This window comes from Streptomyces sp. URMC 123 (assembly GCF_051386515.1).
Lineage (GTDB): Bacteria > Actinomycetota > Actinomycetes > Streptomycetales > Streptomycetaceae > Streptomyces.
The window spans coordinates 1-19,885 of record NZ_JBPQTV010000101.1; the positions used below are offsets into that span (position 1 = coordinate 1).

Annotated in this window: 20 protein-coding genes, 2 tRNA genes, 1 other RNA gene and 1 pseudogene; 14 read left to right on the plus strand and 10 right to left on the minus strand. The window is 72.0% G+C overall.

All coding sequences use genetic code 11. The features are described 5' to 3' along the window. Positions 1-25: 25 nt before the first annotated feature. Positions 26-1,438 (minus strand): annotated as a pseudogene (locus ACSNOD_RS14490) (DNA polymerase III subunit gamma and tau); the annotation flags it as partial. A 212-nt stretch (positions 1,439-1,650) separates the two neighbouring features. Then, an RNA gene (ffs, locus tag ACSNOD_RS14495) (signal recognition particle sRNA small type) lies at positions 1,651-1,747 on the minus strand. 73 nt (positions 1,748-1,820) lie between these two features. On the opposite strand from ffs, the gene ACSNOD_RS14500 reads away from it, so the two are divergent. Next, a tRNA-Ser gene (locus tag ACSNOD_RS14500) sits at positions 1,821-1,908 on the plus strand. Positions 1,909-2,191: 283 nt separating this feature from the next. Here the strand turns inward: ACSNOD_RS14500 and ACSNOD_RS14505 are convergent. From ACSNOD_RS14505 to ACSNOD_RS14520, 4 genes are all read right to left on the minus strand, one after another. Beyond that, complete coding sequence (locus tag ACSNOD_RS14505) at positions 2,192-2,509, minus strand: SCO5918 family protein (protein ID WP_436767322.1); 318 nt, start codon at positions 2,507-2,509, stop codon at positions 2,192-2,194. A 110-nt stretch (positions 2,510-2,619) separates the two neighbouring features. Beyond that, complete coding sequence (locus tag ACSNOD_RS14510) at positions 2,620-4,149, minus strand: DEAD/DEAH box helicase (protein ID WP_436767323.1); 1,530 nt, start codon at positions 4,147-4,149, stop codon at positions 2,620-2,622. A gap of 236 nt (positions 4,150-4,385) precedes the next feature. After that, positions 4,386-4,589 (minus strand): cold-shock protein, encoded by a 204-nt coding sequence (locus tag ACSNOD_RS14515; RefSeq protein ID WP_010986199.1) that lies wholly within the window; start codon positions 4,587-4,589, stop codon positions 4,386-4,388. A gap of 397 nt (positions 4,590-4,986) precedes the next feature. Beyond that, complete coding sequence (locus ACSNOD_RS14520) at positions 4,987-5,418, minus strand: MerR family transcriptional regulator (protein WP_436767324.1); 432 nt, start codon at positions 5,416-5,418, stop codon at positions 4,987-4,989. A gap of 1,103 nt (positions 5,419-6,521) precedes the next feature. Between ACSNOD_RS14520 and ACSNOD_RS14525 the strand changes: the two genes are divergently transcribed. Both ACSNOD_RS14525 and ACSNOD_RS14530 read left to right on the plus strand, forming a co-directional pair. After that, the gene (locus ACSNOD_RS14525; RefSeq protein ID WP_003999914.1) at positions 6,522-6,818 is read left to right on the plus strand and encodes a type II toxin-antitoxin system VapB family antitoxin; all 297 of its coding nucleotides are present in this window, start codon (positions 6,522-6,524) and stop codon (positions 6,816-6,818) included. Positions 6,819-6,961: 143 nt separating this feature from the next. Continuing rightward, positions 6,962-7,591 (plus strand): LytR C-terminal domain-containing protein, encoded by a 630-nt coding sequence (locus ACSNOD_RS14530; protein ID WP_436767325.1) that lies wholly within the window; start codon positions 6,962-6,964, stop codon positions 7,589-7,591. Between the two features lie 70 nt (positions 7,592-7,661). Here the strand turns inward: ACSNOD_RS14530 and upp are convergent, their stop codons facing one another. Continuing rightward, positions 7,662-8,294: a uracil phosphoribosyltransferase gene (gene upp, locus ACSNOD_RS14535; RefSeq protein WP_436767326.1), complete on the minus strand. Its 633-nt coding sequence runs from the start codon at positions 8,292-8,294 to the stop codon at positions 7,662-7,664. Between the two features lie 209 nt (positions 8,295-8,503). Between upp and ACSNOD_RS14540 the strand changes: the two genes are divergently transcribed. The 9 genes from ACSNOD_RS14540 to ACSNOD_RS14580 all read left to right on the plus strand — a co-directional run bounded on the left by ACSNOD_RS14540 (position 8,504) and on the right by ACSNOD_RS14580 (position 14,473). Further along, positions 8,504-8,701 (plus strand): hypothetical protein, encoded by a 198-nt coding sequence (locus tag ACSNOD_RS14540; RefSeq protein WP_436767327.1) that lies wholly within the window; start codon positions 8,504-8,506, stop codon positions 8,699-8,701. A 294-nt stretch (positions 8,702-8,995) separates the two neighbouring features. Beyond that, entirely contained in the window at positions 8,996-9,511 is a 516-nt protein-coding gene (locus tag ACSNOD_RS14545; protein WP_436767328.1) for a tRNA adenosine deaminase-associated protein, read from the plus strand. Between the two features lie 28 nt (positions 9,512-9,539). Next, a complete protein-coding gene (locus ACSNOD_RS14550) occupies positions 9,540-10,094 on the plus strand; it encodes a nucleoside deaminase (RefSeq protein ID WP_436767329.1) in 555 nt (184 codons plus the stop codon). A gap of 10 nt (positions 10,095-10,104) precedes the next feature. Beyond that, positions 10,105-10,194 (plus strand) — tRNA-Ser (locus ACSNOD_RS14555). 536 nt (positions 10,195-10,730) lie between these two features. Continuing rightward, a complete protein-coding gene (locus tag ACSNOD_RS14560) occupies positions 10,731-10,895 on the plus strand; it encodes a hypothetical protein (protein ID WP_436767330.1) in 165 nt (54 codons plus the stop codon). A 16-nt stretch (positions 10,896-10,911) separates the two neighbouring features. Continuing rightward, complete coding sequence (locus tag ACSNOD_RS14565) at positions 10,912-11,205, plus strand: Dabb family protein (protein ID WP_436767331.1); 294 nt, start codon at positions 10,912-10,914, stop codon at positions 11,203-11,205. 205 nt (positions 11,206-11,410) lie between these two features. Next, entirely contained in the window at positions 11,411-12,394 is a 984-nt protein-coding gene (locus ACSNOD_RS14570) for an RNA polymerase sigma factor SigF (protein WP_436767332.1), read from the plus strand. A gap of 178 nt (positions 12,395-12,572) precedes the next feature. Next, positions 12,573-13,403 (plus strand): RNA polymerase sigma factor SigF, encoded by an 831-nt coding sequence (locus tag ACSNOD_RS14575; RefSeq protein WP_436767333.1) that lies wholly within the window; start codon positions 12,573-12,575, stop codon positions 13,401-13,403. Positions 13,404-13,546: 143 nt separating this feature from the next. Continuing rightward, entirely contained in the window at positions 13,547-14,473 is a 927-nt protein-coding gene (locus ACSNOD_RS14580; RefSeq protein ID WP_436767334.1) for a hypothetical protein, read from the plus strand. Between the two features lie 113 nt (positions 14,474-14,586). On the opposite strand, the gene ACSNOD_RS14585 is transcribed toward ACSNOD_RS14580, so the two are convergent. Further along, entirely contained in the window at positions 14,587-14,796 is a 210-nt protein-coding gene (locus ACSNOD_RS14585; protein WP_436767335.1) for a hypothetical protein, read from the minus strand. 258 nt (positions 14,797-15,054) lie between these two features. On the opposite strand from ACSNOD_RS14585, the gene ACSNOD_RS14590 reads away from it, so the two are divergent. After that, entirely contained in the window at positions 15,055-15,642 is a 588-nt protein-coding gene (locus tag ACSNOD_RS14590) for a MarR family winged helix-turn-helix transcriptional regulator (protein WP_436767336.1), read from the plus strand. Between the two features lie 23 nt (positions 15,643-15,665). Further along, positions 15,666-17,309: an MDR family MFS transporter gene (locus ACSNOD_RS14595; RefSeq protein WP_436767337.1), complete on the plus strand. Its 1,644-nt coding sequence runs from the start codon at positions 15,666-15,668 to the stop codon at positions 17,307-17,309. 185 nt (positions 17,310-17,494) lie between these two features. Here ACSNOD_RS14595 and ACSNOD_RS14600 read toward each other — a convergent pair whose 3' ends face one another. Further along, positions 17,495-18,307, minus strand: a complete 813-nt coding sequence (locus tag ACSNOD_RS14600; RefSeq protein ID WP_436767338.1) for a TetR/AcrR family transcriptional regulator — start codon at positions 18,305-18,307, stop codon at positions 17,495-17,497. Positions 18,308-18,404: 97 nt separating this feature from the next. Further along, positions 18,405-19,885, minus strand: a 1,481-nt coding sequence (locus tag ACSNOD_RS14605; RefSeq protein ID WP_436767339.1) for an MFS transporter, incomplete at its 5' end; no start/stop codon positions are given.

The window sequence follows — 19,885 nt, forward strand, 5'->3', positions numbered from 1 at the left end:
CCCCCGCTCCCGCTCCGGCTCAGGCCGCCCCCGCTCCGGCCGCCGCCGGGGTCACCTGCGGCGCGGGCTCCGCCGTAACGGCCGCAGGGGCCACCGGCGCCGGACCCGCGACCGCGGGAGCGGCAGGAGCCGGGGCCGGCGCGCCAGGCGCCTGCGCGCCGGCGCTCCGCCCGGGCAGCGCCGCCCGCGCGGCCGCCGCCCCGCCGCCGTGGACCTCGGGGTCGGGTACATAGCCCATGGCCGGGGCACCGGCCGCGGGCATGGCGAACCCGCCCGCCTGGACGCCGCGCTCCAACCGCTCCAGCCGGGCCTGCACCGAGCGCTCGTCGTCGAAGGCGGCGGGCAGCAGCACCCGCGCGCAGATCAGTTCGAGCTGAAGCCGGGGGGAGGTGGCCCCCCGCATCTCCGTCAGCCCCTCGTTGACGATGTCCGCGGCCCGGCTCAGCTCGGCGGCGCCGAAGACCGACGCCTGGGCCTGCATGCGCTCGACCACGTCCACGGGGGCGTCCACCAACCCCTTCTCCGCGGCGTCCGGCACCGCCGCCAGGATCACCAGGTCCCGCAGCCGCTCCAGCAGGTCGGCCACGAACCGGCGGGGGTCGTTGCCGCCCTCGATGACCCGGTCCACGATCTCGAAGGCCGCGCTGCCGTCACCCGCCGCGAAGGCGTCGACCACGGCGTCGAGCAGGGAGCCGTCGGTGTACCCGAGGAGAGCGGTGGCCATGGCATAGGTCACACCATCCTCGGCCGCGCCGGCGAGCAGCTGGTCCATGACGGACATCGAGTCACGCACGGACCCGGCGCCCGCCCGGACGACCAGGGGAAGCACCCCGTCCTCGACGGGGATGGCCTCGCGGTCGCACACCTCGGCGAGATAGTCGCGCAGCGTCCCCGGCGGCACCAGCCGGAACGGATAGTGGTGCGTACGCGAGCGGATCGTGCCGATGACCTTCTCGGGCTCGGTCGTCGCGAAGATGAACTTGAGGTGCTCCGGCGGCTCCTCGACCACCTTCAGCAGGGCGTTGAAGCCCGCCGAGGTGACCATGTGCGCCTCGTCGATGATGTAGATCTTGTAGCGGCTGGAGGCGGGGCCGAAGAACGCCTTCTCCCGCAGCTCGCGGGCGTCGTCCACACCACCGTGGGACGCGGCGTCGATCTCGATCACATCGATCGACCCCGGGCCGTTGCGCGCCAGGTCACGGCAGGACTGGCACTCCCCGCACGGCGTGGGCGTCGGCCCCTCGGCGCAGTTCAGACAGCGGGCGAGGATGCGCGCACTGGTGGTCTTGCCACAGCCCCGCGGCCCGCTGAACAGGTACGCGTGATTGACCCTGTTGTTACGCAGGGCCTGCTGCAGCGGACCGGTGACATGCTCCTGCCCGATGACCTCGGTGAAGGTCTCGGGGCGGTAGCGGCGGTAGAGCGCGAGGGACGACACGCATACGACGATATCGGCCCCCACTGACAAGTGGTCTCGATCACAGTCAAGCCGACAGGCCCGCGACCCCGGCGCGGGCCGAGATTTTCCGCCCACGAGGGCCTGCGGAAGCCCGCCGGGGCCCGGCAGGGGGGCGACGAAGACCCCGCCGAGGCCGGGCCGGAGCCCGGCAGAACCAGGCAGAGACCGGGCAGGAGCCCGCCCGCGGACAAAAATAAGACCCCCCACGCACCCGCCAGAGCCCACCTACCCTTGCTGCCTTCCGGCCCTGGGGGAGTTCAGTGAGATAGCGCCACGTGAGGGGCTGCTGCCCAGCTTAGCGGATGAACCGGGGTGGGAACGAGTTCGCGAGCACTGCTCCGAGTCTTGTACTCTTTCCCACGGAGGATTCGCCTAGAGGCCTAGGGCGCACGCTTGGAAAGCGTGTTGGGGGCAACCCCTCACGAGTTCGAATCTCGTATCCTCCGCCAGTGCCTCACCGGGCACGATGTCGAAGGGCCCCACCGCTTGCGGTGGGGCCCTTCGACGTTACCCGGCCCCCTCCAGTGGTACGGCCCGGAGAGCGGCAAGTAGGGCGGAGCGCGACTGCGATCCGCCCTATGGCGACAGAACGGTCGACCGGACGGGGTCAAAGCCGGAGGGCGAGGGGCGCTGTCGCGGCCCTCGCCCTCGTCACTCGGCTCGGCCGGGCACTCGTACGCCCCCGGCCGGACAACCCGCCGCGCTCACGTCACACGAGCGCGCGGCGCGGAATCACCCGCGCAGCGCCGTCCCGAACAGCACCGACGCCGCGGCGTCGAGCGACGCCTGGCGCGCGGCCGGCTCGGGCTCGGGCGCCGGGGCGACACGGCAGGTGAAGCCGAGACGGGTCAGCGCCGTGGTCACCTCTCGCACCGTGAAGTCACGGCGGTCCTGCCCGGTGATCACTTCACCCACCTGCTTGATGGGGTAGGCGCGCCGGCCGATGAGCACGGACTCGGCGGTGACGGGCTCGGGCTTGATGCCCTTCATCGATTCCTGGACCTGGCTCTTTTCCAGGTGGAAGGGAAAGCGGGCGATGATGCAGCGCATGGGGGGCCTCCGCAGGTCGAAGAGTGCGCCGGACGGGGGGGGCGGCCGGCCGCGGGTCGCGCCCCGCTGTCCGCCCGAGGGGCGACACCGCGGGACACGTCCTCAGTGGGTCAGGCGGACCGGCGCTGGGGGGCTTCGGTCCGCGGCCGGGGCGGAGCGCCCGCACGGCGCGCCTGGGCGAAGCGGCTGCGCCGCCCGCGCGCCGGGGAGGAGCCGCGCTGGGCGCGCTCCGCCACCGGCGCGGTGATCGTGACGGGCACGCCGGACGGGGTCCGGGCGCCGGTGATGCGGCTCAGCTCCGCCTCGCCCGAGCGGACCCGGGTGTTCTGCGGGGCGATGCCGGCGTCGTTCATCAGGCGGTTCATGTCCCGGCGCTGCTCGGGCAGCACCAGGGTGACGACGAGACCGGACTCACCGGCGCGCGCGGTGCGCCCACCGCGGTGCAGATAGTCCTTGTGGTCGCTGGGCGGGTCCACGTTGACGACGAGGTCGAGGTTGTCGACGTGAATGCCGCGCGCCGCCACATTGGTGGCCACCAGCACCGTCACATGGCCGGTCTTGAACTGGGCGAGCGTCCGGGTGCGCTGCGGCTGCGACTTGCCGCCGTGCAGCGCGGCCGCGCGTACGCCGCTGGTCAGCAGGTGCTGGGTCAGCCGGTCCACGGCGTGCTTGGTGTCCAGGAACATGATCACCCGGCCGTCGCGGGCGGCGATCTCCGTGGCGGTGGCGTGCTTGTCGGCGCCGTGCACGTGCAGGAGGTGGTGCTCCATCGTGGTCACCGCGCCGGCCGACGGGTCGACCGAGTGCACGACCGGGTCGTGCAGGTAGCGGCGGACCAGCAAATCGACGTTTCGGTCCAGGGTCGCGGAGAAGAGCATCCGCTGGCCCTCCGGCTGCACCTGGTCGAGCAGCTCGGTGACCTGGGGCATGAAGCCCATGTCGGCCATCTGGTCGGCCTCGTCCAGGACGGTGATGGCCACCCGGTCCAGGCGGCAGTCACCGCGCTCGATGAGGTCCTTGAGCCGGCCGGGGGTCGCGACGAGGATCTCGGCACCGCCCCGCAGCGCGGCGGCCTGCCGGCCGATCGACATGCCGCCGACCACGGTGGCCAGCCGCAGCCGCAGCGACCGGGCGTACGGGGTGAGCGCGTCCGTGACCTGCTGGGCCAGCTCCCGCGTGGGGACGAGCACCATGCCCAGCGGCTGTCGCGGCTCGGCGCGCCGGCCGGCGGTGCGGGCCAGCAGGGCCAGCCCGAAGGCGAGGGTCTTGCCCGAGCCGGTGCGCCCCCGGCCCAGGACGTCCCGGCCGGCCAGCGAGTTCGGAAGCGTCGCGCCCTGGATGGGGAACGGCACGGTCACGCCCTCGGCCGTGAGCGCCGCCAGCAGGGGCGCGGGCAGCTCCAGGTCGGCGAAGGCGGTGACGGCGGGCAGCGCCGGGGTGATGGTCACCGGCAGGGCGAACTCGCCGCGCGGGCCGGCGGGGCGGCGTCCAAAGCCACCGGAGCGGCCGCCGCGGCCGTGGCCGCCGGAGCGGCCCGGAGCGCCCTGACGACTACCGGGGGCACCCTGACGGTTCCCGGAAGCCCCTTGGCGGCTCATGGTCATGGAAGAGCGGTCGTTCGTGCGAACTGTGCGGTTCATGGGAACCTTCCTCGATGCGGCAGGTGTCGAGGAATTTCCCGGCGGCCGGAAGCGGCCGAGGAATCGCAAGAACGAGCCGAAGAAAAAACGGTGGCGGCAGCGGGCCGACCTAAAGGGGCCGGGGCATGGCATCGCCGGGCGGCGCGCCGGAAGGCGCCGCAAAGAAAAACGAGCCGGGGCCCGCACCCCAAGGTGCGGGCCCCGGCTGCGCCGTGCGTGTCGGTGTCGACTCGACGTCAGGCGGGAACGATGTTCTCGGCCTGCGGGCCCTTCTGGCCCTGCGTGACGTCGAAGGTCACCTTCTGGCCCTCCTGGAGCTCACGGAAGCCCTGGGTGGCGATGTTGGAGTAGTGGGCGAAGACGTCGGCGCCGCCGCCGTCCTGCTCGATGAAGCCGAAGCCCTTTTCCGCGTTGAACCACTTCACGGTGCCAGTAGCCATGTCATATCTCCTTCTGGGGCAGTGCCCGAGGCCCGCACTGTGCGGGCTCCGCGTCGCCGCGATGATTGCCCCGTCCGGAGAAACACCGGAAATACAAAAGTGCACCGGCCGACATGGAATTGCCGACGAGCGCACTTGAAGTCTTTGGGAACCACAACTGCAACTGGAACAACAGTAGCACGACGCAAGCGGCCGGGCGCGGTCAGTAATTACACTCCGCTCGCCGCGCCATAAACCCTCATCCGGCATTGCCTTAATTTCTGTGCCGGTGACGTCAGATAATCGCCCTCGGCGAAGGGCGGCCAGGGACCCGGAGGCCGTGGGGCCCGGAGGCCAGGGACCCGGAGGCCAGGGACCCGGAGGCTGTGGGACCCGGGGGGCCATGGGGCCCGGGGCGTCAGCGGTCGGCGGCCTCGGTGGGAGCACCCCTGCCTTCGGTGGGCACGCCCCGACCCTCGGCGGAAGCGCCCGCGTCCTCGGAGGTGTCGGCCGGGCCCCCCGAAGGATCGGCCGTGTTCCGGCGCAGTTCCTCGTTCAGCCGCAGCGCCTCTTCGAGCTGGTCCTCCAGGATGATGATCCGGCACGCGGCGTCGATCGGCGTGCCGCTGTCGACCAGCTCGCGGGCGCGGGCGGCGATGCGCAGCTGATAGCGGGAGTAGCGGCGGTGGCCGCCCTCGGAGCGCAGCGGGGTGATCAGCCGGGCCTCGCCGATGGCCCGGAGGAAGCCGGGCGTGGCGCCGATCATCTCCGCGGCGCGGCCCATGGTGTAGGCGGGGTAGTCGTCGTCTTCGAGCCGGTCGGTGGCCTGCGGTTTTGTGCCTGGGGGCATATGCACCTCTTCATGGGCCCCGAGGGATGTCAACACCATCTGCCGGCGCCGGGCGCCGGCCTTCTTTTTCCACAGCTCCGCCCGGGAGGCCGGAGGTGCGGGGATCGCGGATGCGTGACCGGGGACCACCTTCCATTCCGGGGTCTGCGGTACCCGAGGCGACCGATGTCGCGCCCGGGCGATCCCGATGGCGTCTGCTCCTCTCTCACTCTCTTCTTCTTGCCGGTAGTGCTCTGCGTGCGGTGCCGTACGGCAGCCCCTGGGGGCCGCCCGGTCCGGCAGTCAGTCCCGGGGCCTTCCTGCGCTTCCTGGCCCCGGGGCTCCACTGCCGTGCCGTGCATCGCTCACGGCAGTTCGTCTCTGCCGTGTATCACCGACTTCGTTGGCTTCACGAGCGACTCTAATCACGCGAGCACGCCATGTCTACCGTGACGACAGTAGATTTCCTTCTTTCGGAGGGAGCATTTTCGCGACCCCGCGGATGACCTGCGGGGACGGCGCGGGGCCGGCCCCGGACCACGACGGGCGCTGACGCCCCATCAGCCGAGGCCGCGCTCCGGGTGTGGCGATGTCCGCCGCCGGGTAAGGCGTCGGCAGGTGCGCTCTCAGGAGGAGGCGAAGGCCGAGAGCACGCCGCGACCCGCTCCCACACCGGGGGGGACGCCAGTACGGGCTGGCCGGCGGGCGCGACGGAGAACCTGACACGTTGGACGTGCCGGGGCTCTGGCGTGCCGATGCCCAGGGTCCCGGAGAAAGGGACCCCACCCCATGGACGTCGTGGGAACGACCGAAGCCGTGCTGGGGGTCGCGGCTTCCGCAGTGGCACTGGCCGTGGAGACGGCCCGGGGGCTCCAGGCGTTACGGGCGCGCCGAGCGGCGCGCCGGCAGCCGGCGCACCGCGACTGCGACCGCGACCGCGTCAGGCGGCCGGAGTGTCGACCAGATCCGTGACGAACTTCCGGCGCCGGCCGCGGATCACCGCTGTCCCGGCCGGCGCCGGCGGTCCGGACGCCGTCCATCGCTCCGGGAATGCTCCCGTTTGCCACCTTCCGACTCCCGCGCCTTGGCTGCGCCCGGAGCGTCCGGACCGGTAGGCTTTCCGTGTGATCTTCAAGCGCATCGGAAACGGGCGGCCGTACCCCGACCACGGCCGGGAGAGCACCCGCCAGTGGGCGGATGTCGCTCCTCGCCCGGTACGCCTCGACCAGTTGGTGACCACCAAGGGCCAGCTGGACCTCGAAACCCTGCTCGCCGAGGACTCGACGTTCTACGGCGACCTCTTCGCGCACGTCGTGAAGTGGCAGGGCGACCTCTATCTCGAGGACGGTCTGCACCGCGCTGTGCGCGCCGCGCTCCAGCAGCGCCAGGTGCTGCACGCCCGCGTGCTCGAGCTCGACTGAGCTCCGCGCCGTCCCCGGCGCGCTCCGCACGCCCCTGACTCGCCTCCGCACAACGGCCCCGTATTGGCCCTTTTGGGTTGGCCTGGGCGCCACTCATTGATCATCTAGTAGGCAGAGGCGACCGCCCGCACTACGCTGCGCCCATGAGCATGCTCACTCCCCCCGGCATGGGGGGAAAGTATCGCGTGACAGGGGATGTCCACCCACGCATGGGGCGCCCCCGCCACCGCCGCAGGATCGTGCTCGCGGTGCTCGGCGCGATGGCGGTGCTGGGCCTGGCGGGGTGGGGAACCCTTCAGCTCATCGATGTCTTCAGCGGCAGGGCCGGCACGGCGGAGGTCGCGCGGAAGACGGACTGCAAGCCCCGGAAGCCGGCCGTGCCGGCCGGCGCCCAGCAGCTGCCGAAGCCGGGCGACATCACGGTCAACGTCCTCAACGCCACCCCGCGGAGCGGACTGGCGAAGAGCACCGCCGACGAGCTGCGGAAACGCGGCTTCAAGATCGGCAATGTGGGGAACGCCCCGGCGAACTACGACAAGAAGGTCAAGGGCACCGGGGTGTTGGTGGGCGCGCCGGGCGCCCTCGACGCCTCGCTGAAGGTGGTCGGCACCCAGCTCGCCGGCGCGCCGGCCGAGGCGGACCAGCGCACGGGCACCGATGTGGACCTGATCATCGGGGACGGCTTCCAGAACCTCACCGAGCAGAAGGACGCCGACAAGGCGCTGACCGCGCTGGTCAACCCCTCGCCGGCGCCCTCGGCACCCGGCTGCTGAACGCCTGTCCCCGCTCCGCCAACGGTCCGCGGGCGGCCCGCAGCGGGCCTCGCGCGCGTACGGCCGTACGTCAGGCCGTGCCGTACATGCGGTCCCCGGCGTCGCCGAGGCCCGGCACGATGTACCCCTGCTCGTTGAGGCGCTCGTCCACCGAGGCGGTGACGACGGTGACCGGCGTGCCCGCCAGCTCGCGCTCCATGACCTCGACGCCCTCCGGGGCGGCCAGCAGACAGATGGCGGTCACGTCGTCCGCCCCGCGCGCGATCAGCTCCTGGATCGCCGCGACCAGCGTGCCGCCCGTGGCGAGCATGGGGTCGAGGACGTACACCTGGCGGCCGGAGAGGTCCTCGGGCATGCGGGTGGCGTAGGTGGAGGCCTGGAGGGTCTCCTCGTCGCGGATCATGCCGAGGAAGCCGACCTCGGCCGTCGGCAGCAGCCGGACCATGCCGTCGAGCATGCCCAGGCCGGCCCGGAGGATCGGCACGACCAGGGGGCGCGGGTGCGACAGCCGCACACCGGTGGTGGCCGTCACGGGCGATTCGATGTCGACCTGCTCGGTGCGCACATCGCGGGTCGCCTCGTACGCGAGCAGGGTGACCAGCTCGTCGGCGAGCCGCCGGAAGGTGGGGGAGTCGGTGCGCTTGTCGCGCAGAGTGGTGAGTTTGTGCGCCACCAGCGGGTGGTCGACGACGTGAATCCGCATGACATCGACAGTAGCCGAGGCTCGGGGCAGCTTCTTCCCGCGCCGGGGCGGCCGGCAGTCTGCCGCTCCGATGGCATCAATCCACCGGTTCGGGGGAAAGTGGGGTCGTACGCCCGTCGCGTATACCGGATCGCGTACGCCCGTCGCATACGGCCCGCACCGGCGCTTCGGGCAGTGGATCGACCCAGCTCGGGGAGGTGTGGCTGCCGATGCCGGACCGGAACCAGCGCGGAGGCGAGCCCAAGGGGCGGGCTGCCCAGGAGAGCGACACGGATCGACGCCGTCGGCGCGCTCAGTTTCTGCGCGAGCTCAACGAGGCCAGAGAACTGCGGGACCGGGTGCAGCCGCGCCGCGCGCGGGCGGCCCGGATGCGCCAAGCCATGCGGATGCGGACGTTCCGCTGGTGAGGGGCTCGGCGCCCGGTCGAGCGCCCCGTGCGGTGCCCGGTCATGCGTGCCGTGCGGCTCCCGGTCGAGCGCCCCGCGCGGTGCCCGGCAGCGGGCAGAACGGGCCCGGCGGCCCGGGAAACCGGCCCCGCGGGCCCCATACAGGCGCCCGCTCGCAGGACTGGTGCACGACGCATGGCGGAAGAACCTCTCGCGAACGCTTTGTTTCTGCCACGATTCCGAGTGGCGGGGCCCAGAAGTGAAGACTGCTGCCCCCGTCGGACCGGCACGCCTCTGACTAGTGGGAGAGTCACGGTGTACTTCGCCGCACTGCTCGCGCGCACCGAAGACGGGTGGGAAGCGAGCGACACAGAGCTCGACGATGTGGAGACCCTGGCCGACCTGGCCGACCTGGCCCGTGAGGCGTCCGTGGACGACGACACGGTGCTGGCCCTCATTGAGCAGGAGGAAACGTGGTTCGGCGTCGTCAGGGTGGACGGTGAGGACGACCCGCGGATCTTCATCTCCAATGCGGCCCATGCCACCCGCAGCTCGTACGGCGCCATGCTCGTCGACGAACTCCTCGGCCGCGAGGAGGACGAGGACGACCTCGACAACCTCGATCTGGACGGCACGGAGGACGGGGAGGCCGAGCCGGACGACGAGGAGGCCACCGACGACCACGCCGTGCCCAGCGGCCCGCTCGGCGACGCCAACCTCATCGCCGACCTGGGGATCGGGGAACGGGAGCTGCTGGGCCTCGAAGGCGACGCGCTGAGCGCGATCGCCGACGCGCTGGGCTGCACGGAGGTGCTCGAAGCCGTCCGCTGACCCTGCCGCGCTGCCCGACACTGGTGGCATGAGCGATCCGCTGCGCGACCCCTGGCTCGCGCCCATGCGCCAGGCGTTGGACGAGGCCGTACGCGCCCCCGGAACGGGAGACGTTCCGGTGGGCGCCGTTGTGCTGGACCCGTCCGGGGTGGTCATCGGCCGCGGCCACAACGAGCGCGAGGCCACCGGGGACCCGACGGCCCACGCCGAGGTGCTCGCCATCCGGCAGGCGGCCCGCACCCTGGCCGCGGCGGGCGCGGCCGAGGGCCCCGGTGAGGCGTACGGCCGGCCCGGGGCGCCGCGCCCGCGGGACTGGCGGCTGATCGACTGCACGCTGGTCGTGACCCTGGAGCCGTGCACGATGTGCGCCGGCGCCATCGTGCTCTCCCGCCTGGACCGGGTGGTCTACGGCGCCGTCGACGAGAAGGCCGGGGCGGCGGGCTCCCTCTGGGACGTCATCCGCGACCGGCGCCTCAACCACCGGCCCGAGGTGGTCTCCGGAGTGCTCGCCGAGGAGTGCTCGGCGCTGCTCACCCGCTTCTTCCGGGAATCCGATTTCGGAGCACGGCCGACCGTCCGCTAAGCTCTCTCTCGGTAGCGTGTCCGAGCGGCCTAAGGAGCACGCCTCGAAAGCGTGTGAGGGGGCAACTCCTCCGTGGGTTCAAATCCCACCGCTACCGCCAGCTTCACCGCCCCGACCGCGAGACATCGCGGTCGGGGCGGTTTTTTGTCTGCCGTTTTTCGGTGCGAAAACGTTTCCCGGGCCCTCGCCCCTCCGGCTCCTCCGGCCGCTCCGACTTTCGGTCCGCGCGATGCGAAACGCCCCGGAGCCGGACCCTGGTCGGGAGGGTCGGCGCCGGGGCGCTCCGCGGTGTTGGACGGGGGAGGCGGCATCGGGGGGACAAGCCGCCTCCCCCGATGAGGACGGACCCCCAAGCCCGGGCCGCGTTCGGGGGGAAGCCCGCGGCACCGGACCCCGCAGTGGGGTCGTCCCTCGCCCGCCGGATTCCTGCCAGATCCGCCGGGCTCACCTCCCATGGTCCGGCGCCCGTTCCCGGTTCCGGACCGGCGAAGGGCCCCGCTTCATGGGCCTTTGGTCCTTAAAGGTGGAATCAAGGAGAGGTGTCATGACCGAGTCGAGCACGCGTGTGGATAGACTCACGCGTCTGTACCGGGGAACGGGTGACCGATCAGGCGGCGGCAGGGGAGGCGGCACGCGATGGCACAGGCGAAGAAGGTCGCGACATACGCGATCACCATCTTCGTGCTCTACACGATCATCACTTCTCCGGCCCGCGCGGCAGACCTCGTACAGATCGGGTTCCAGGGCATATCGGACGCCGCCCAGGGCGTCGGCCAGTTCATGACGGAACTGATCAACTGATCGCAAGGAGCACCCCATGATCCGCCACCTGGTTCTCTTCAAGCTCGCCGAGGGCGTCGAGCGCGACGACCCGCGGGTGGTCGAGGGCGTCAAGGCGTTCGAGGAGCTGGACGGCCTGATCCCCGAGCTGGCGTTCTGGGAGTGCGGCTGGAACGTGACGGACCGGCCGATCGCCTACGACTTCGCGATCAACTCCGCCGTCGCCGACACCGAGGCCCTCCGCCGCTATCTCGAGCACCCCGCGCACCAGGCCGCCGCCGCCCGCTGGCGCGAGTTCGCGACCTGGGTGATCGCCGACTACCCGTTCTGATCCGCCGGCTCGGCATACGGCTGACAGTCGCCCCTCACCACTTCAGGTGAGGGGCCTTTCTGTTTGGGGGCACGGGCGTCGGACACCCCGGCGGTTGGCGCCAACTTGCCGCCAACACGGCCTTTTACGGTGCTTGCACACAGTGCACATGTCTTGTGATGCTATGACCGCTTTTGCCGGATGAGTGCACCGTGGAAGGGGTGGCATGACCGCGTCGGCCGAGACCGCGCCCGATACGCCGCCCCCCGGCGGGAGTGGCCCGGACGGAAAGGCAGAGGACGGTACGGAGCGCGGGGCCGAGACCGCGGGCGAGGCGGAGAGAGGCGCGGTCGCGGGTCAGCCGGAGAAAGGCGGAGGCGAAGGCGCGGGCGAGGCGGAGGGGGGCGCGGAGGGCGTGCCGGAGGGCGACACCCGGCCGCCCGGCAGCCGCGGCGCCGACACCCGCGCACTCACCCAGGTCCTCTTCAAGGAACTGTCCGCCCTGGAGCCCGGCACCCCGGAGCACGCCCGCGTGCGCGCCGCGCTCATCGAAGCGAACCTTCCCCTGGTCCGTTACGCGGCCGCCCGCTTCCGCAGCCGCAACGAACCCATGGAGGACGTCGTCCAGGTCGGCACGATCGGGCTCATCAACGCCATCGACCGGTTCGACCCCGAGCGCGGGGTGCAGTTCCCCACCTTCGCCATGCCCACCGTCGTCGGCGAGATCAAGCGCTACTTCCGGGACAACGTCCGTACGGTGCACGTCCCGCGCCGGCTGCACGAGCTCTGGGTGCAGGTCAACGGCGCCACCGAGGACCTGACCGTGCTGCACGGCCGCTCCCCGACCACCGCCGAGATCGCCGAGCGGCTGAGGATCGCCGAGGAGGACGTGCTGGCCTGCATCGAGGCCGGGCGCTCGTACCACGCGACCTCCCTGGAGGCGGCCCAGGAGGGCGACGGGCTGCCGGGCCTGGTGGACCGGCTCGGGTACGAGGACCCCGCCCTCGCCGGCGTCGAGCACCGGGACCTCGTGCGCCACCTCCTCGTACAACTGCCCGAGCGCGAACAGCGCATCCTGCTGCTGCGCTACTACAGCAATCTGACGCAGTCGCAGATCAGTGCGGAGCTGGGCGTATCGCAGATGCATGTGTCCCGGCTGCTCTCCCGGAGCTTCGCTCGATTGAGGGCCGCAAATAGGATCGAGACGTAACCGAAACGGGTGACCCATCCCCGGCGGATATGTCGACTTGGCGCTACAGCGTGTTGCCGACATGTGACATTCTGCTGGAACCGCGTTTGCCGCAGCGCCGCCTCCGGTATTCAGGTGGAGGTTGCGTTCCTCGTCCGAGAGCGCCGCTGCGAACCGTCCGCGACCTCAAGGGGGTGGCATGTCCGTAGAACTGGGCAGCTCGAAGGTGCTCACCACTGAAGCACCGCACGTGCTCGACGACTGCGACGCCATCGACACCCGCACCCTCTCCCGCTCCCTGTTCCTGCGGCTCGCCGCGCTCGACAAGAACAGCCCGGAGCGCACCTACGTACGCGACACCCTCATCGAGCTCAACCTCCCGCTGGTGCGCTACGCCGCGGCCCGCTTCCGCAGCCGCAATGAGCCGATGGAGGACATCGTCCAGGTCGGCACGATCGGGCTCATCAAGGCGATCGACCGGTTCGACTGCGAACGGGGCGTCGAGTTCCCGACGTTCGCGATGCCGACGGTCGTCGGCGAGATCAAGCGTTTCTTCCGCGATACGAGCTGGTCGGTGCGGGTTCCCCGGCGCCTCCAGGAGCTGCGGCTGGCGCTCACCAAGGCCAGCGACGAGCTGGCCCAGAAGCTCGACCGCTCCCCCACCGTGCCCGAACTGGCCTCCTGCCTGGGCGTGTCGGAGGAGGACGTGGTCGACGGGCTGGCCGTGGGCAACGCCTACACCGCGAGCTCCCTGGACTCGCCCTCCCCCGAGGACGACGGCGGCGAGGGATCGCTGGCGGACCGCCTCGGCTACGAGGACGCGGCCCTGGAGGGCGTGGAGTACCGCGAGTCGCTCAAGCCGCTGCTCGCCAAACTGCCGCCGCGCGAACGGCAGATCATCATGCTGCGCTTCTTCGCCAATATGACGCAGTCGCAGATCGGCGAGGAGGTCGGCATCTCCCAGATGCATGTCTCCCGGCTGCTCACCCGCACGCTGGCGCAACTGCGCGACGGCCTCATCGCGGACTGACGACCGACGCACGCGGCGCGCCCGTCGACGGCGAGCGCTCCGGCACGTACACGGCGGCGGCGTACCAGCACGGATGCGGCGCCGACGAACGCACCATCGAACGTCCCCTTCACAACTGACGCCCCGTCACTCACACTGAGCCGATGCGGAGGACCCCTCTGGGCCGGGGTACGGCACTCGCCGCCTCGGCGGCCGCACTGTGTCTGGCCGCGCTGGCGGCCGGCATGGGCGGCGGCGGACCCGATCAGGGCTATCTGGCGACCGAAGCGGTCGGACCGGACGACGCGCGGGCCGCGCGGCCGGTGCCACCGGGCGACGGCGTCCGGCTGGTGCCGCTCGACGGCTCCGGCGACCCCACAGCGCCCGGCACCTCACGGGCGGGCGGCGGGCACGATCCCGATTCCGGCGCGGCTGACGCCGGCTCGATCCCCGGCGGCGCCTCCAGCAGTACGGTCGGACCCGGCGGCACGGCCGACAGTACGGACAACGGCGCGGCCGCGGGGCTCGCCTCCAGCAGTACGGGTGCCGCCTCCAGCAGTACGGCGCACGGCTCGGGCAGTACGGAGTACGGCTCGGGCCCGGAGCGACGACCGCCCGACTCCTCGACCAGGGGGCCGGCCGATGAGCCTCCCACCCCACCGCGGCAGCTCCAGGGGCCACAGGAACCCCGGCCCGGCGATCCAGGGCCGGGCACGCCCGTCGAACCCGGGCGGCCGACCCCGCCCACGGCGCCCACGCATCCCGCTCCCCCCGCGCCGGGCCGACCGGGCGCGATCCGGGCCGGTGAGCCGCAGCGCACCCCCACGGACCGGCGCTGGTGCGAGAACGTCACGCTGACGCTGCACAACACTGGCGACCTCCCGGTGACCTCCGGAACGGTCACCTTCGCCACCCATGTCATCGGCGGGCTCGGCATCGACTGGGGAAGCGTCACCTCCCACCGGCCGCTGCCCGTGCCGATCGCCGGCGGCGAGCGCCGGGAGGCGAGCTGGCGGATCTGCGTGGACGCGTGGCGCGTGCCGTGGGGGATGCGGATCGAAACCCGGAGCGCGAGGATCAGCGGGACCTGAGACGTCGTACGGCTCCGGCTTCGCGCACGACGCCCGGCTCCCCGTACGGCGGCCGCTCCTCGCGTGACGCCGTACGACAGTGCCTCCGGGCCGACAGTGCCTCGGGCCGCCGCTTACGAAAAGGCCAGCCAGGCCACCGCCGCGACGATCGCGATCACCGCGATCACGCCGACGATCAGCCCCACCCGGGGACCGGACGACGCGGCCGGCGCCGCGTGGCGCTGCTGCCCGCCCTCGTCGACGAAGGCGCGGAACATCTGGGTGCTGCCCGCCGGGTCGTAGTTGCCCTCGGGGCCCTGCGGGCTATGGGGGTTGTGTGCCATGGGCCAGGACCCTAGCGAACGCCCGCCGCTTCGCACACCTCTGCCCCTCCGTACGGCGCCACCTGCGGCTTTACCGTTCACCCCCGCGTCGTTGACCCGGCGCCGACTCATCCTTTTCGCATCCTTTACCCCGTACGCCCGCTATTCATTTGCCTACAGCAACCAACTATCCCTATGGTTGCCCTAAGCAACTGATGTGCCGAGAGGCGCGACAGTCCGTCGCACGACAGCCCGTTTCGAGACCCTGGGGGGTGCCGCATGGCCGAGCAGCGCCAGTACGAGGAACTGGCCCGTCAGCTCAGCGCCATCGGCGCCGTCAAGCGCGATCTCGCCCGGGTGCTGCCCCACGACTGCCCGGCCGGCGCCGCGGCCGTGCTCTCCCTGCTGCACCGCTACGGCGTGACACGGATGAGCAAGCTCGCCGAGCTGCTGGCCATCGACATGTCCGTGACCAGCCGCCATGTCGCCCATCTGACGACGCGCGGCTGGATCGAGCGGGAGCCCGACCCCCAGGACAAGCGGTCCCGGCTGCTGCGCATCACCCCGCGCGGCGAGGAGGTGCTCGCGGACATCGCCGATCGCTACGCCGGCACGCTGTCGCGGGCGCTCGCCGACTGGTCCGACGAGGAGGTCGGCCGGCTCAGCACGCTGCTGGCCCGGCTCCGCGCCGACTTCGGCGACTGCCGGGCCCCCGGCCGCGGTCTCTCGGCGGCCGGCCGGCACATCACCCCGGACCAGGGCCAGTGCCAGGGCCAGGACCCCGGCCTCCCCCGGGCCGTCCCGGAACAGGGCCAGGACCCGGACCGGAGCCCGGACCCCGTCACCCACACCCGTACACCCGCATGAAGACCATGAGAGCTAGGAAGACAATGGCAACGACCACACCGCCCGGTGTGCGGGGAGAGGCGGAGACCGGCGCGCACGCCGCCGGGGACGCCGCGCCCATGACCCACCGGCAGATCCTGGAGGCGCTGTCCGGGCTGCTGCTCGGCATGTTCGTCGCGATCCTGTCGTCGACGATCGTCTCCAACGCGCTGCCGCAGATCATCTCCGATCTGCACGGCGGCCAGAGCGCCTACACCTGGGTCGTCACCGCGGCCCTGCTCGCGACCACCGCCTCCACCCCGCTGTGGGGCAAGCTCGCCGACCTGACCAGCAAGAAGACGCTGGTGCAGCTCGCTCTGGTGATCTATGTGATCGGCTCCGTGGTGGCCGGTCTGTCGGAGAACACCGGCATGCTCATCGCCTGCCGGGTCGTCCAGGGCATCGGCGTCGGCGGTCTCACCGCGCTGGCCCAGATCATCATGGCCGCGATGATCTCGCCGCGGGAGCGCGGCCGGTACAGCGGCTACCTCGGCGCGACCTTCGCGGTGGCGACCGTCGGCGGCCCGCTGATCGGCGGCGTCATCACCGACACCGACTGGCTCGGCTGGCGCTGGTGCTTCTACGTCGGTGTGCCGTTCGCCGTGATCGCGCTGATCGTCCTCCAGAAGACCCTGAAGCTGCCCGTGGTGAAGCGGGACGTGAAGGTCGACTGGGCGGGCGCCTTCTTCATCACCGCCGCGGTCTCCCTGCTGCTGGTCTGGGTGACGCTGGCCGGTGACAAGTACGACTGGCTCTCCTGGCAGACCGCGGTCATGGTCACCGGCTCGATCGTGCTCGGCGCGATCTTCGTCCTGGTGGAGTCCCGGGCCAGTGAGCCGATCATGCCGCTGCACTTCTTCCGGAACCGGACGATCGCCCTCGCCTCCGTCTCCAGCCTCTTCGTCGGTCTGGCGATGTTCGGCGCGACGGTCTTCCTGAGCCAGTACTTCCAGCTGGCCCGGGGCGAGTCGCCGACCATGTCCGGCGTGATGACCATCCCGATGATCGCGGGTCTGTTCCTCTCCTCCACCGCCTCCGGCCTGGTGATCACCCGCACCGGCCGCTGGAAGGCGTGGCTGGTGACCGGCGGTGTGCTGCTGACCGCGGGCCTGGGCCTGCTCGGCGGCCTGCGGTACGACACCCCCTACTGGCGGATGGCCGTCTTCATGGCGGTGCTCGGCCTGGGCGTCGGCATGATGATGCAGAACCTGGTGCTCGCCACCCAGAACCAGGTCGCGGCCAAGGAGCTCGGCGCGGCCAGCTCGGTGGTCACCTTCTTCCGCACCCTCGGCGGCGCGGTGGGCGTCTCGGCGCTCGGCGCGGTGCTCAGCAACCGCATCACCCACTACGTCGAGGACGGCATGCGGGCCCTGGGCCCCAAGGCCGCGGCGGCCGCCGGCTCCGGCGGCACGGGCGGCGGCGGCCTGCCCGACCTGGACAAGCTGCCGGCACCGATCCGTACGGTGATCGAGAGCTCGTACGGGCACGCCATCGGCGATGTCTTCCTCTACGCGGCCCCGGTGGCGCTGCTGGCGCTGCTCGTGGTGATCTTCATCAAGGAGGTGCCGCTCAGCACGAGCAGCGGCCTCCAGCAGAGCGCGGCGGCGCGCGGCGGCGCGACGCCGGCGGGGGTTCACCCCCGCGACTAGACGCCCCGGTTCCGGGGGCGCGACTGAGCGGACGCGCCCCCGTGAGCGGCAACCGGGGCAGGGGTCCCGGCCAGGCGGTACTCATTCAGGGCAGGGGACGGCCCGAGTACCGCAGGGCCGGGACCTGGTGCGTTCCGGGTCCCTTACGGGCGGTCCCCATCCGGCCCCGCGCGGCGGCGCCGGCTTCATTCGGCGCGGCGCGGCGGCTCGACGCCGGAGCCGTCCCCCTCCGCGCGGCGGCTGAGCGCCTCGATTCCGGCGATCACGATGTCCAGCCCATTGGCGAAGTCCCGCTGGCGCATCTCCTCCACGGAGGAGCCCCCGCGGGCCTCCATGATCTCTTTGGAGTCCTCCAGGACCGCGTCGAGACGGGCGTCCTCCTTGCCCGCGACCTCGATGCTGCGCATCACCCGTTGGAAGTACTCGTCCTGGCTCACGCCGGCCGCCCGGCAGCGCTCGTTGTACTGGCCCTCGATCGTGCCGAAGCCATAGACGAACTGGAAGGTGGCGGCCAGCCCGCCCGTACGGACCGACACCGGCAGCCCGGCGTGCCGCAGCACCCCCTGGGCGCTGGCGGAGAAGGCCAGGGCGTGCGGCCCGAGGTTCAGGTACTGGCCCATGAGTCTGGGCACCCAGGGGTGGGTGACCAGCAGCCGGCGGTACTCGGAGGCCAGCTGGCGGAGCCGGTCCCGCCAGTCGCCCTCGGACTCGTCCGGCAGCCGCATCTCGGCCATGACCGCGTCCAGGGCCAGTTCCAGCAGGTCGTCCTTGGTGTCGACGTACCAGTAGACCGACATGGCGGTCACGCCCAGCTCGGCCGCGAGCCGGCGCATGGAGAACTTCGTCAGGCCCTCGGAGTCCAGCAGCCGGACCGTGGCCTCGATGATCTTTTCACGGTCGAGGCCGCTGGGCTGCTCGCTCCTGCGTTTCGGCGCCGGACCGCCCTCCAGCCACACACTGGCCCGCGGGGAACCCTTCGTGCGGTCGGTCGCTGCCATGGCGCACCCTCCTCAGGTCCGAACACCCGTCAGCCGGCAGGCGGCCGCGCTGAGAGCCGGACGGACCGCTGGATTCCGCTCCGCCCGGCCTTCGATGCTATGCCGCCCCGGGAACGGAGTCTGCACGCTCCGCCTTGCGCAGCAGCAGAGCGGCGACGATCCCGCCCGCGAGCACCGCGGCCGCGCCGCCGAGCTGACTGGTGCGCAGGCCCTCGGCGAAGGCGTCGGCGATCGCGGCCCGTTGGGCCCCGTCCTCGGCGAGGGCGAGTGCCGCGGGGAGCGACCCGGCGCCCGCGACCGTGGGCACGAGCGCGGCGAAGCGCGCGTTCAGCACCGCGCCCAGGACCGCGACGCCCAGGCCGTTGCCGCACTCGGTGAGGGTGCCGTGCAGGCCCGCGCCGACGCCCGCCTTCGCCGGCGGGATCGCGCTCATCACGGCGTTGGCCATCGCGGGGGCGGAGACGGCGACACCGCAGCCCATGGCCACCAGGCCGAGCAGCATGCCGCCGTAGCCGTCGGAGCCCAGCAGGGCGATGGCCACCAGCCCGCCCGCGAGCAGCCCCATGCCGCCGACGACGGCGAGCGGGGTGCCGATCCTGGGCAGCAGCCGGGCGCCCAGGCCGGAGAAGTTGAGCACCACGACGGTGAGGGCGAGCGGCGCGGTGCGCAGCCCGGCCTCCAGCGGCTCGTAACCGAGCACGAACTGGAGGTGCTGGGTGAGCAGGAACAGCGAGCCGCCGAGGCCGAAGGCGACCAGGATGGCGCCGGAGACCGCGCCGACGAACCGCCCGTCGCGGAAGAACGACAGGTCCAGCATGGGGTGCGGGGTGCGCAGCTCCCAGAGGGCGAAGCCGGTCAGCGCCGCGGCCCCGATCAGCGCCGGGAGCAGCACCGCGGCGGAGGTCCAGCCGTCCTCGGGCCCCGAGATGATCGCGTAGACGACGCCGGTCATGCCGACGGTGGACAGCAGCGCGCCGAGCGGGTCGGGGCGCTCGCCCCGGCGGCTCCCGCTCTCCGGGACCAGCTTGAGCACGGCGACGAGGCCGAGCAGCGCCACGGGGACGTTGATCAGGAAGATCGCGCCCCACCAGTAGTGGTCGAGCAGCGCGCCGCCGATGAGCGGGCCGGCGGCGAAGCCCAGCGAGCCGACCGCGCCCCAGATGCCGATGGCCTTGGGCCGCTCCTCGGGGCCGAATATCCCGACGACGACGGCGAGGGTCGTGGTCATCAGCAGCGCGCCGCCGATGCCCATGCCCGCGCGGGCGGCGATGAGTTGGCCGGAGGTCTGGGCGAAGGCGGCGGCGCAGGAGCCGAGCCCGAACAGGGCGAGCCCGGTGACGAGCATCCGCTTGCGGCCGTAGCGGTCGGCCACGCTGCCCGCGGTGAGCAGCAGCCCGGCCTGGACCAGCGAGTACGCGGTGATGACCCACTGGATGTCGGCGGTGGAGGCGTTCAGCTCCTCGGTCAGGGAGGGGATCGCCACGCCGAGGACGGTGTTGTCCAGCAGCACGGTGAGCTGGGCGAGGCAGATGACACCGAGGATCAGCCAGCGCCGGGGGTGGCCCTGGGGGGTGGTGG

Bases quoted from the DNA above. Each gene is read 5' to 3' on its own strand.
- ACSNOD_RS14505 (WP_436767322.1), bottom strand. From the start codon at position 2,509: ATGCGCTGCATCATCGCCCGCTTTCCCTTCCACCTGGAAAAGAGCCAG.
- ACSNOD_RS14510 (WP_436767323.1), bottom strand. From the start codon at position 4,149: ATGAACCGCACAGTTCGCACGAACGACCGCTCTTCCATGACCATGAGC.
- ACSNOD_RS14515 (WP_010986199.1), bottom strand. From the start codon at position 4,589: ATGGCTACTGGCACCGTGAAGTGGTTCAACGCGGAAAAGGGCTTCGGC.
- ACSNOD_RS14520 (WP_436767324.1), bottom strand. From the start codon at position 5,418: ATGCCCCCAGGCACAAAACCGCAGGCCACCGACCGGCTCGAAGACGAC.
- ACSNOD_RS14530 (WP_436767325.1), top strand. From the start codon at position 6,962: ATGAGCATGCTCACTCCCCCCGGCATGGGGGGAAAGTATCGCGTGACA.
- upp (WP_436767326.1), bottom strand. From the start codon at position 8,294: ATGCGGATTCACGTCGTCGACCACCCGCTGGTGGCGCACAAACTCACC.
- ACSNOD_RS14540 (WP_436767327.1), top strand. From the start codon at position 8,504: ATGCCGGACCGGAACCAGCGCGGAGGCGAGCCCAAGGGGCGGGCTGCC.
- ACSNOD_RS14550 (WP_436767329.1), top strand. From the start codon at position 9,540: ATGAGCGATCCGCTGCGCGACCCCTGGCTCGCGCCCATGCGCCAGGCG.
- ACSNOD_RS14560 (WP_436767330.1), top strand. From the start codon at position 10,731: ATGGCACAGGCGAAGAAGGTCGCGACATACGCGATCACCATCTTCGTG.
- ACSNOD_RS14565 (WP_436767331.1), top strand. From the start codon at position 10,912: ATGATCCGCCACCTGGTTCTCTTCAAGCTCGCCGAGGGCGTCGAGCGC.
- ACSNOD_RS14570 (WP_436767332.1), top strand. From the start codon at position 11,411: ATGACCGCGTCGGCCGAGACCGCGCCCGATACGCCGCCCCCCGGCGGG.
- ACSNOD_RS14575 (WP_436767333.1), top strand. From the start codon at position 12,573: ATGTCCGTAGAACTGGGCAGCTCGAAGGTGCTCACCACTGAAGCACCG.
- ACSNOD_RS14580 (WP_436767334.1), top strand. From the start codon at position 13,547: ATGCGGAGGACCCCTCTGGGCCGGGGTACGGCACTCGCCGCCTCGGCG.
- ACSNOD_RS14585 (WP_436767335.1), bottom strand. From the start codon at position 14,796: ATGGCACACAACCCCCATAGCCCGCAGGGCCCCGAGGGCAACTACGAC.
- ACSNOD_RS14590 (WP_436767336.1), top strand. From the start codon at position 15,055: ATGGCCGAGCAGCGCCAGTACGAGGAACTGGCCCGTCAGCTCAGCGCC.
- ACSNOD_RS14595 (WP_436767337.1), top strand. From the start codon at position 15,666: ATGGCAACGACCACACCGCCCGGTGTGCGGGGAGAGGCGGAGACCGGC.
- ACSNOD_RS14600 (WP_436767338.1), bottom strand. From the start codon at position 18,307: ATGGCAGCGACCGACCGCACGAAGGGTTCCCCGCGGGCCAGTGTGTGG.